The organism is Alteromonas antoniana (assembly GCF_019249295.1).
Classification (GTDB): Bacteria; Pseudomonadota; Gammaproteobacteria; order Enterobacterales; family Alteromonadaceae; genus Alteromonas; species Alteromonas antoniana.
The window spans coordinates 110,265-121,678 of sequence record NZ_JAESDH010000011.1 but is presented as its reverse complement, the minus strand read 5'-3'; the positions used below and the strand labels follow the sequence as shown (position 1 = coordinate 121,678).

Sequence of the window (11,414 nt, the reverse complement as noted above, 5' to 3'; positions counted from 1 at the left end):
CCCCGTATATCAAGGCTGCCACGAATAAGAAGCAATTTTAATTTGAAAATATCACTTAATCGTTTAAGATTAAAAAATTAACAGAATTGAAAAATAGTGTAAACCAGTTTATTTCGTCTGACAGATAAACTGATTCACTACAGCAGGTGATGCCGCAACGGCATGTGGAGCGATATATGAATTATGCAGCAGATAGTCAGCAATGCCTGGCTCGAATTGTCGACACGCTGGATTTCAGTGTGCTTTCAAAAAAAGACGCGGCGCTGTTTCTGAATCGGCTGACTACGCATTTCGAGGCGCTGTTTACGCGCTACACCGAAGTATATGGTCATCAGTACGATTGTCACTGGCACCTCCACCAGCTTGTTGAAGTTTTGCTTGAAGGCATGAAAGCACGAAAGCCGGCCATGAAAAAGCTGGATACACAGCGACTTGCTGAAGGCGACTGGTATAAGGATGAAAAGCAGGTCGGCATGGCGTGCTACGTTGATCTGATGGGTCCGACCCTTCGCGATCTTATTACTAAAATTCCTTACTATCAGTCGCTGGGTATTACCTATCTTCACCTGATGCCGCTTTATGCGTCCCCTGAAGGCGACAGCGACGGGGGCTACGCTGTGTCGGATTACCGAAAGGTAAATCCTGCACTGGGCAACATGAAAGATTTGCGCGAGCTTGCCGCCGAATTGCAGAATGCAGGAATTAACCTGGTGCTGGATTTCGTTTTTAATCACACATCAGATGAACATGCGTGGGCAAAAGCAGCGCTGACCGGTGATAAACGTTATCAGAATTACTATTACCTGTTTGACGACCGCACTGTGCCTGACCAATACGAGCACACGTTGCGCGAGATATTCCCTCAGGTACGGCGTGGCAGTTTTACCCACAATGAGACGCTGGATAAATGGGTCTGGACCACATTTAACAGTTTTCAGTGGGATTTGAACTACAGTAACCCGGAAGTGTTTAATGCCATCACATCGGAAATGCTGTTTCTGGCCAACATTGGTTGCGCGGCACTGCGTCTGGATGCTCTTGCTTTTATCTGGAAAGAAATGGGCACAAACTGCGAAAATCAGCCCAAAGCCCATACGCTGATTCAGGCATTTAACAGTTGTCTGCAAATCGTTGCGCCTGCGGTAGTGTTTAAATCTGAAGCCATTGTGCATCCTGATGAGGTCGTGAAGTACATTCGTAAAGACGAATGTCAGCTGTCATATAACCCGCTACTGATGGCCCTGCTGTGGAACAGCCTGGCCACACGAAAAACCCGGCTACTCACCCGCTCTATGCAAAAAAGCTTCGCCATTGCGGATGACTGTACATGGGTGAACTACGTACGCTGTCATGATGATATTGGCTGGACCTTTGATGATGCGGTTGCACAGGACCTGGGAATTAATCCTTACGATCACCGTTATTTCCTGAATCAGTTTTTTACCGGTCGTTTTGACGGCAGCTTCGCCAACGGCGTACCGTTTGCAGAAAACCCGTCTAACGGTGATTGCCGAGTCTGCGGTTCACTGGCATCACTATGTGGGCTGGAAGGCGCGCTTGAGGCGGGCGACACAAAAGGTGTCGATGAGGCAATCAAGCGTATGCTGCTGCTTTACGGAATTACCTTTAGCATCGGTGGGATCCCGCTGATTTACTCCAGTGATGAACTGGCACTGTTGAACGATTACAGCTATCTGGATGACGATGCCAAACGTCATGACGATCGCTGGGTAAATCGCATTGCGGTAACAGACGATGAAATTGCCATGGCGCTTGCTGACACGGATACCAACCTGAGCCTGAAAGAAAAAAGCCAGAGAGCGGTATTTAACGGGCTGCGAACTATGCTGTCGATCCGTAAATCTCACGCCGTTTTTGGCCGCGCCCGAACTTACATCCTTGATACCGGCAATGTGCATTGCTTCGCTTTTGTGCGGGTAAATGACAACGGTGAAAAATTGCTGGTTACCGCGAATTTCAGTGAGTTTGTGCAACAGATAAGCGGTGACATTCTGAACGCGGTAGGTCACCAGCCTTGTAATGACTTACTGACAGGTGCCTCACTCAGGGGCAGCGAGGACATCATTACGCTGCAACCCTTCCAGCAAGCATGGTGGGCGGTATGAGCCACCACTCAGACGTCCGGTAACGGACATTCTGCTTCCCCTTTCTTAGGGTGCTACCAATAAATCTGGGTGTCCCGGTAGTACCCTTTTTTCTCTCTGAACACCGCACTAGCTCATCCGCTCCTAATCAGACAGCGCCTTTTTCTCAACGATGAAATTTTTTTAATTTATCGTGCCGATGAAGCGAACTTTCCGTCGTTAACTCACGTAACCTTTTGAATTAGCAAGCACGTCGCTGCGAGGAACCTCTGTGAAGTCTAACTGCACGACCTTCATTTTGATTGAAGCATTATTGCCAATTATAAAGCGCTCAAAATTCGTACTTTAATTGTAGGGCATTTCTTTTTCTGCCGACTATACTTCACACAAAGGCAACGGGGTGTGTCGACGGGTGCAAAGTCACCTTAAACGCATTGCCGATTCGAGCTTACACAGTTTCGGAATATTTTTATTACTTATCAGCGAGGATACGGACATACCTCGCTCACTGCCTCTTCAAGGACACCGAATGACATCGACGAATCATCTTGAATATCTTTGCCCTCAGTGCGGCCATGTGAACGGCATTGCCCAGGAAGAAATTAAAGATATGTATCAGGAGCAGTATGCAGCATGCGCTAATTGCCACAGCCAGTTGGAGTTGGTGCCCGCCTGTGGTATTGGCGATCAGATTAACCTTGTAGTGTCTGTTGCGACGCCGGATCTCCCCCCAAGGTAGCCGTATTTGCTGCCAGCATCAGTTGGCTGACAATAGCGTATTGGTACACTGAAAAATCACTTTCCCGCATGACATGAATGCTGTTCGGGCGTGAGCGACACGACGTGAAACAAGTAACGGTAACACGTATGTGCGCCCGCCCGGCATTGATCAGGATTTATAGAAGAACTCGCGGCGTAAATCTTTGTCGATCAGGAACTGACCGCCCAAAGCAGAAGTACGGGTATATGAACTGGTATCGCGTATACCACGTGCTTTCACGCAATAATGTGTAGCATTAATCGATACTGCAACGTCTTCGGTGCCCGCCAGTGTCTGAATCGCTACCAATACCTGCTGCGTCAGACGCTCCTGAACCTGCGGACGCTGCGCAAAAAAGCCAACCAGTCGGTTAAGCTTGGAAAGCCCAATCACTGTATCTTTCGGGATATAAGCAATATCAGCCACGCCATCAATAGTGACAAAGTGATGCTCGCACGTAGACGTCAGGCTGATGTCAGAGACCTGAACCGGCTCAAAGATCTGCATTTTATTCTGAATTTGTGTGATTTTCGGAAAGTGACGATAGTCGAGCCCCGAGAAAATCTCATTCACGTACATCTTGGCAATGCGGGCTGGTGTATCTGTCAGGCTGTCATCGGTTAAGTCTAATCCCAGCGTATCCATGACATCACGCATTGCCGTTTCAATGCGCTCCCGCTTCTGCTCGTTGGTCAGGCCGGTTTCCACCATCGGCGTCTCAAGACCCTTCGCTAATAATGCGTCGCGAACCTTGCGGGCTTCTTTAGATATTGATGGGTCCAGCGCGTCACGCACTATTACCGCTTCTTTTGCTAACATTGACCTTTTCCGTATTTGTTTTACTTCTCCAACCTATACGTTTTAACGACAATGGCAGGATTAGTCACAGATAACTATATGACATAATTTTAATTTTTCACCAGCAAACTTGTTATATGTCATGCTCGTAATTACAAGTTCGCATTTCGTACCGGAGAACAGCCGTTGGATATACCCGTTCTAATCACTGGCGCCAGTCAGCGCCTTGGTCTGGCAATCGCAAAAGACCTGCTCTCTCAGTCTGTCCCTGTGATTATTACCTACAGAACACCAAAGCCTGCAGTCGAAGAGCTAGAAGCCACCGGGGCGACGACAATTCAGGCGGATTTTAGCACTCCACAGGGTATTGATCGAGCGATCGATCAAATTCTGAGTGTGTCGCCAGCGTTACGCGCAATCATACATAATGCCTCGGACTGGGAGTCTGAATCTGAACACACAGATTATCAGCAGTTGATGACTCGTATGATGCAGGTGCATGCTGTTGCACCTTATCGAATGAACCTGGCATTGTCTGGTCTGCTTACCAAACAGCCGGGGCCGGCAGATATTATTCACATGACCGATTACGTTCAGGATACCGGCAGCGACAAACATATTGCTTACGCGGCAAGCAAAGCCGCGTTACACAACCTCACCCTTTCTTTTGCCAAGAAGCTTGCCCCTAAAGTGAAAGTTAACAGCATTGCGCCTGCGCTACTCATGTTTAATGAAGGAGACAGTGATGCTTATCGCCAAAAAGCGATAAACAAATCATTACTTGAAACGGTTCCGGGTGCCGCTGAAGCGGTAAAGGCGGTTAATTACCTGCTCAGCAGCGAGTATATGACCGGCCAAACGCTGCATCTGGACGGCGGCAGACTGTTGAAATAAAGCAAAAATTTTCGCTAATCACCTAACAGTTTCATTGGTGTGCCCGTTCAGGCCCGCTATACTGTGCGCCATCAAGATTGAATGAGAGTAATAATGCAATCACCCCGCACACTTATCCCTGAATGGGCTTCCGTGGATGCCGTCATACTTGCATGGCCGCACGCCGCTACCGATTGGGCCCCCTGGCTGGAAGAGGCCAGACAGACATACCTCGACGTGATTGCGGCCGTGAATCGCTATCATGCGGGTGTCATCTTACTGTGCGCGCCAGACGATGTGCAGGATGTTCAGTCCAGATTATCGGCCAATGCCAGCGTTCTTATCGTGCCTGCTCGCTACAATGATACCTGGATGCGGGATTATGGCTTTTTAACCTGTGGCAGCCCCGACTCAGACGACGCGGTGTGTACCCCGGTGGAGTTTTCCTTCAACGGGTGGGGACAAAAGTTTGATGCCAGCGAAGACAATCAGGCCAACCAACGCTATCTGGCCGGAATGTGTCAGTCGCCGCTGGTGAGTAGTCCGGTAGTAGCAGAAGGCGGCGCTCTGGAAATTGATGCTCAGGGTCGCTTACTTTCGACAGCGTCATGTCTGCTTAATCCCAAGCGAAATAACGCTATGTCGCTGGAAGATTACGAGCGCACGTTTAAAGAGATGCTTGGGTGTCGCGAAGTCATCGTGTTCCAGCATGGCCATCTTGAAGGGGATGACACCGACGGACACATAGACACGCTGGTTCGGTTTACTCCCAATAATGGTCTGGTCATTCAGGCAGCGGATAACCGCCCGCAAGACAGCCATTACAAAGGGTTAGCCGCGCTTTGCGAAGAATGTCACGCGCGTTTACCCGACCACCAGCAGTTTCGTCTGCCGCTTCCTGATATGAAAAATGATGAGGGTGAACGGTTACCCGCGTCGTACGCGAACTTCCTGATTTGTAACCGCGCGGTATTGGTACCGGTATACGGACAGCCAGAAGATGATGAGGCAATTGAAATTATTAAGAACGCTTACCCCGATCACATTGTCGAACCCATAGACTGCTCTGTATTAGTCAGGCAGTTTGGCAGCCTGCATTGCATTTCAATGCAGGTGCCCGTAAATACATTGAAACATGAAATTATTAACACTTTGAAAAAAGGAGTGTCTATCTATGCAACCAACCACGCTTAAAGTGGGTCTGGTTCAACAGGCCGTCGCCGACAACGACAAAGCCACTAACTGGCAAAAAAGTGCTGAGCAGGTCGCCAAACTTGCGGCGGAAGGCTGCGAGTGTATCTTACTGCAGGAACTTCACAGCACCCTCTATTTCTGCCAGAACGAAGACACTGACGCGTTTGACCTTGCCGAGCCCATTCCCGGGGCTGCTACCGAATTCTTTGGTGAACTGGCCGAAAAACACAATATCGTGCTGGTAACGTCCCTGTTTGAGAAGCGCGGTTCCGGTTTATATCATAATACCGCCGTGGTCTTTGACCGCAGTAGAGAGATTGCAGGCAAATACCGCAAAATGCATATTCCTGACGATCCCGGTTTTTATGAAAAGTTTTATTTCACGCCGGGCGATATGGGCTTCACGCCAATTAAAACCAGTGTGGGTAATCTGGGGGTATTGGTCTGCTGGGACCAGTGGTATCCAGAGGCTGCCCGTCTGATGGCAATGGCCGGCGCGGATATCTTGTTTTATCCCACAGCCATTGGCTGGGATTTACGTGATACTGATGACGAGCGTGAGCGCCAGTTTGGTGCCTGGCAAACCATTCAGCGCGGTCACGCGGTAGCCAACTCAGTGCCAGTGATCGTCGCCAATCGCACTGGTTTTGAAGCCTCACCGGTGGAAGGCGATCCGGGTATACAGTTCTGGGGACAGAGTTTTATCACCGGCCCGCAAGGCGAGATTCTGGCGCAGGCTGATGCCGACAGTGAACAAACTCTATCCGTGGAACTGGACATGTCACGTACCGAATCTGTGAAGCGTATCTGGCCTTATTTCCGCGATCGCCGCATTGACGCCTACGACGAACTCACCAAACGCTGGAGAGACTAACGCCAGCCTGGCTGTTGTGTAATCATTAAACGGCAGCGACCAAGTCAGAAGCCGGGACTACAACCTTCCCGGCTTCTGGCCTGTTACCTCATTCGGTGAATTTCACCGTTGCCGGGCAATCAGAATGTTAACGATGCTTCTCTGTGCTGTCTTTTATTCATCTACCCGCTACTCACATCACTATGGCACCTACCCCTTTGCAGTAGCCGCGAGCAGTACCTTCATCACTTCATCTGAAGTATTCTTTTTATATTAAAGGATCGCTTTGTAAAGCGGCAAGTACGCCTTACTTTTCAGGCGCATTCTTCAGCAAGGTGACAATATCTTCACTGCCATTGAGTTTGGCCAGATCAATCAAATAGTCTTTTTGCAGTTCATCCAGCTTACGCCCTGCCAGCAACTCTTTTACCCGATTTGTCTCGCCATTCGATATTGCGGCCTGAAGGCCTTCCATATTTGCGATAGCTTGTTCTGATGACATATCCAATCCCTTTTCGTTAACTCACAATGCGCACGATGATGTTGCCCACACTGATTTATATTCACTCATTACCTGCCTTTGCAGGCTGACGCGCTTAAAGTGACGTTCTGTTCTACAGGCTCTGTACGTGTGAATAGGACTTAAGGCACAACTCAGTGTAGATGCAGGAGTAAAATACAAATATACAGTGACCTTGCGACATTGATGTACTACGCTGTAAAACGCGCGATGGCAAATAACCGGACAGAGCCTGAGCTCGCTATGTCAGAGGTATAAAATGCGTTTTGTTTTGTTGTTACTGGTCTTCATTTTCGGACAGGTTCTGGCTGCACCGTCTTCTCTGAAAATCGCTGTCAATGTGGGCCCGCCGTGGGCATTTTATGATGGTGAGCAAGGAGTAGTGGGCATCGATGTCGATATTCTGACACATGCGTTCAGTGAGCTGGGCTACAAAACAGAGTTTCACTTGCTGCCTTACAACCGGCTGATCAAAGATTTTCAGGATGGCAAATTCGATGTTGCCAGCCCCGCTGCATTTACCGCAGCACACGGTTACTTCAGTACCTATTATCTTCCCTTTGAAGACGTGGCAGTTTCACTGAAGTCACGCAATCTGGACATTTCCAGTATTCAGGATCTCAGAGGCAAGCGCGTGATAGCCTACCAGTCGGCACGTAACGTATTAGGCGAAGAATTTGCTGAGGCGGTTGACGGGAACAGCTACCTTGAAGAGGCCGAGAGGGAAGTCCAGCTTACACTGCTAAAAAATGGAAAGACCGATGTAGTGGTGGGCGAAAAGCGCCTGCTCACTTACATCATGAGCAAGCGATACCCGGATGTGGCGCTTACCGTTCATCCCATCTTCGATATCAAACCCTATGGTGCCATCATCAAACAGGAGTTTCTGAGAGACCGCTTCAACCAGCAGATAAAGAAAATGCAGGCCTCCGGGAAGTTTCAGGAAATTATGGATAAGTGGCAATAGCTCTCTTTTCTCAAAGACGACTCACACTGCAATAAGAAGATTGACCTTACTTCACGGGAGGATAGATGCAGTTGTCGTACAGTAAGTAATGACGCCGCTGGCGTCGCGGCGCAAGCGCCAGTAGTACCTCATGATTAATATCCAGCCCGCCGGTATACTGGCCGAACGCGGGCATGATCATCATGGAATCGGTCATCAGAAAGCACCGCCCGCGAAAGCGGTGACGTTTCACCGCGCGCTGACATTTCGGATGGTAGTGCCCAATCATCTGATACGCCGCGTCCGGCTCATGCTCATGTGCCAGCTGAATCTGACCCGCCATCAGTGTATCTACCGCTACCCCGCCCATGCTAACGGGAATGTCCGGGTCGTGATTCCCCTGCACCCATACCCACTTTTGAGTACGTTGCTGCAGACGTGAAAGCAGCGCTTTGTCTTCTTCGCGAATACGGCTGAAGCTATGGCGGTCATGAAAACTATCCCCAAGGCACACCACTGTGGCTGGCGCATAGTCAGTAATAAGACCATCCAGTCTTAATAACGTGGCGTAGGTATCTAACTGCGATATCGGGTTACCGAAGCTGTGCAGAAAACTGCCTTTTTCGAGATGAAGATCGCTGACTACCAGCCAGTCCAGCTGCGGAAAATAGCAGGCGCCACGGGCATCCAGCAGAATTGGCATATCCGCCAGTCTGACCGGAAATAATCGTCGGCACTGATGTTGCGCTGAAAGCCAGTCAGGCGTGATTGCCACTGAGTAGTGCCCTTACATCATCCAGCATCGCTTGTGCTTCTGCGTATAAATCTGCCTGCTCTAACATCGCATGAGCTCCTGCACCTTTCACTTGCTCACTTCTGACATCCAGTACGATAGGAATCGCCATCGGAGAGACTTTTTCAAGATTTACCAGCACGGTGCTGTCCACAAAGCGTATCAGCATATCTGCCAGACGACGGAGGTCAAGCAACTCACGTTCAGCATCCGCCCGTGCCACAGACAATAAAATATGGTCGGGATCGTGCTCACGCAGTGTGTCGTAGATGAGATCGGTAGAAAACGTTACCTGTTTCATGGTTTTCTGACTGCTATGATAACGTTGTTCCGTTAGCCCGCTAACGACGGCGACCTGGCGAAAAGAGCGTTTCAGCATAGGCGCCTGCAGCATCCAGTCCTCAAGTTCATCGCCCAGAATATCCGGCTGGAACAGGCGGGCGAGTTGCGACGATGTCACCGGATTCACACTGCATACCGACAACCCGTAGTCTGTCACACTGAAACTCAGGGGTTTCACCCCGAATTTTTCCATACGCCGGGTCAGCAGCATTCCCAGCGTCTGGTTGGCTTTGCGCCCTTCAAAAGTATAGTAAAGCGTATACCAGGCGTTACGATACGGGAATTGCTCTATCAACACGTTTTCGGGATCCGGAATTTTCGAGAAAGCCTGTTGTAGCTCCAACCATTCCTGCACCTGCATGGGCAGCTTCTTCCACTGCGCTGGCTCTGCCAGAATAGACCTCACCCCATCCGCAAGATAGGTCGATAACGGCATCTGTCCGCCGACGTAACTGGGGATTTTAGGCTCGCCGCCTTTCACCGGCCGGGCATGAAGCTGCATGTCCCGGATCGCCTCAAACTTAAGCACCTCACCGGCAAAAATAAAGGTATCACCGGCGACCAGTTGGGAAGCAAAATACTCCTCGACTTCACCTATGATCTTGCCCTGATTTCCGCGTCGGATACGTTTCACTTTCAGCCTGCCGGCTTCTACGATAGTACCGATATTCTGCCTGTGTCGCTGAATCACCCGTCGATTGGCTGGTTCGTAACGCCCGTCGTCGCGTTTGGTCAGTCGCTGGTATCTTTCGTACGCGCGCAGCGCATACCCGCCATCTACGGTAAACCACCATAGTTTTTCAAAGGTCTCCCAGTCCACCCCCTGATAAGGCGACGCGTTAAGTACCAGTTTATAGAGTTGTTCCGGTGTATCCGCCTGGCTGCACAAACAGTTCAGGATAAACTGGGGGAGAATATCCAGCGCGCCGGACTGCGGTTTATCCCCGTCTAATTCGTCAGCCATGACGGCATTCAGCGCAGCCTGACACTCTAGGGCCTCAAACCGGTTCGCCGGCACCAACATCGCCCTGCTTGGCTCGTCCAGCCTGTGGTTCGCCCGCCCAATCCGCTGCAGCAGACGACTGACGCCCTTAGGCGCGCCCACCTGAATGACCTGATCTACGTCACCCCAGTCAATTCCCAGTTCCAGCGCCGACGTGCACACAATTGCCCTGAGAACACCCTGCGCCATCAGCGCCTCAGTTTTACGACGCTGTTCTTTACTTAATGAGCCGTGGTACAGAGCAATTGGCAATGCTGCCTTATTTTGTTCCCACAACATCTGAAACAATAATTCTGATTGCGCCCGGGTATTCACGAATACCAGTGTAGTCTGCGCCCGACTGACTGCCTGATAGATATCATCAATGGCGTAGCGCGCCATGAAGCCGCCAAACGGCATGCGTGTTTTTGATTCAAGAATGTGTATTTTCGGTTTGGTGGTAGCAGGCACCTGCAGGATCCCGGCAGGATTATCAGTCCCTCCCAGCCAGGACGCCAGCAGTTCTGGCCAGGCAACGGTCGCAGACAACCCGATCCGCTGACACTGCGGTGAAAACTGCTGCAGTCTGGCCAGAGCTAACGCCGTAAAATCCCCGCGCTTGTTAGCTATCAGGCTATGCACTTCATCCACAATGACGCGCTCGACGTTGCCAAACAACCTGTCGGCATCGGCATAACTTAGCATAAGCATCAGCGATTCGGGGGTAGTCAGCAACATATTCGGGGGCCGCTTGCGCTGACGCTGGCGTTTGTGCGACGGTGTATCACCAGTGCGGGTTTCCACGGTAATATCCAGGCCCATCTCCTCCACCGGCTCAAGCAGGTTGCGATGAATATCCTGCGTTAATGCTTTCAGTGGCGAAATATACAGCGTATGCAAGCCATCCCGTGGCGCGGTGTGAAGCGAGGTTAATGAGGGCAAAAAACCGGACAGCGTTTTACCGGCACCGGTTGGCGCAATCAACAGCGTGGCCTTTTCGGTTTGCGCTCGTTCCAGCATGTCGCGCTGGTAGTCTCTCAACGTCCAGCCACGCTTTTTAAACCAGTTAACAAACGGTTTCGGCAGAGTTATATCGACACTTTCTGACGGGGTCATTCAGGAATTCAGATTATTGCTATTTCCAAGACTATACGAAAGCAGTTAGGTTAAAGATTTTTCTATGTTTTCTTTTCAAATTGCGCTTGGCAAGCGTGCCCGGTGGATCTACAGTAGAAACCATAAAAATAA

General features: G+C 50.2%; 10 protein-coding genes. 6 read left to right on the top strand and 4 right to left on the bottom strand.

From position 1 onward, the window contains the following. Positions 1–176 precede the first annotated feature (176 nt). Positions 177–2,126 carry an alpha-amylase family protein gene (locus JKP77_RS11190; RefSeq protein ID WP_218311257.1) on the top strand — a complete coding sequence of 650 codons (1,950 nt, stop codon included), beginning with the start codon at positions 177–179 and terminating at the stop codon, positions 2,124–2,126. Between the two features lie 508 nt (positions 2,127–2,634). Next, the gene (locus tag JKP77_RS11185; protein ID WP_218311256.1) at positions 2,635–2,844 is read left to right on the top strand and encodes a hypothetical protein; all 210 of its coding nucleotides are present in this window, start codon (positions 2,635–2,637) and stop codon (positions 2,842–2,844) included. 150 nt (positions 2,845–2,994) lie between these two features. Here JKP77_RS11185 and folE read toward each other — a convergent pair whose 3' ends face one another. Further along, positions 2,995–3,684 (bottom strand): GTP cyclohydrolase I FolE, encoded by a 690-nt coding sequence (gene folE / locus JKP77_RS11180; RefSeq protein WP_218311255.1) that lies wholly within the window; start codon positions 3,682–3,684, stop codon positions 2,995–2,997. A gap of 165 nt (positions 3,685–3,849) precedes the next feature. Between folE and folM the strand changes: the two genes are divergently transcribed. The 3 genes from folM (at position 3,850) to JKP77_RS11165 (ending at position 6,604) form a co-directional block, all read left to right on the top strand. Further along, complete coding sequence (gene folM, locus JKP77_RS11175; protein ID WP_218311254.1) at positions 3,850–4,557, top strand: dihydromonapterin reductase; 708 nt, start codon at positions 3,850–3,852, stop codon at positions 4,555–4,557. A 93-nt stretch (positions 4,558–4,650) separates the two neighbouring features. Next, on the top strand, positions 4,651–5,730 hold the full coding sequence (locus tag JKP77_RS11170; RefSeq protein WP_218311253.1) for an agmatine deiminase family protein: 1,080 nt from the start codon (positions 4,651–4,653) through the stop codon (positions 5,728–5,730). Then, positions 5,711–6,604: a carbon-nitrogen hydrolase gene (locus JKP77_RS11165; RefSeq protein WP_218311252.1), complete on the top strand. Its 894-nt coding sequence runs from the start codon at positions 5,711–5,713 to the stop codon at positions 6,602–6,604. Before JKP77_RS11170 ends, JKP77_RS11165 begins: the two co-directional genes overlap by 20 nt. A gap of 286 nt (positions 6,605–6,890) precedes the next feature. Here the strand turns inward: JKP77_RS11165 and JKP77_RS11160 are convergent, their stop codons facing one another. Further along, positions 6,891–7,085, bottom strand: a complete 195-nt coding sequence (locus JKP77_RS11160) for a hypothetical protein (protein WP_218311251.1) — start codon at positions 7,083–7,085, stop codon at positions 6,891–6,893. A gap of 277 nt (positions 7,086–7,362) precedes the next feature. Between JKP77_RS11160 and JKP77_RS11155 the strand changes: the two genes are divergently transcribed. Further along, a complete protein-coding gene (locus tag JKP77_RS11155) occupies positions 7,363–8,070 on the top strand; it encodes a substrate-binding periplasmic protein (RefSeq protein ID WP_218311250.1) in 708 nt (235 codons plus the stop codon). A gap of 46 nt (positions 8,071–8,116) precedes the next feature. On the opposite strand, the gene pdeM is transcribed toward JKP77_RS11155, so the two are convergent. Next, positions 8,117–8,824, bottom strand: coding sequence for a ligase-associated DNA damage response endonuclease PdeM (gene pdeM / locus JKP77_RS11150; protein ID WP_218311249.1), 708 nt, complete (start codon positions 8,822–8,824; stop codon positions 8,117–8,119). Continuing rightward, positions 8,808–11,282: a ligase-associated DNA damage response DEXH box helicase gene (locus JKP77_RS11145; protein ID WP_218311248.1), complete on the bottom strand. Its 2,475-nt coding sequence runs from the start codon at positions 11,280–11,282 to the stop codon at positions 8,808–8,810. The genes pdeM and JKP77_RS11145 overlap by 17 nt, the downstream gene beginning before the upstream one ends. Positions 11,283–11,414 lie beyond the last annotated feature (132 nt).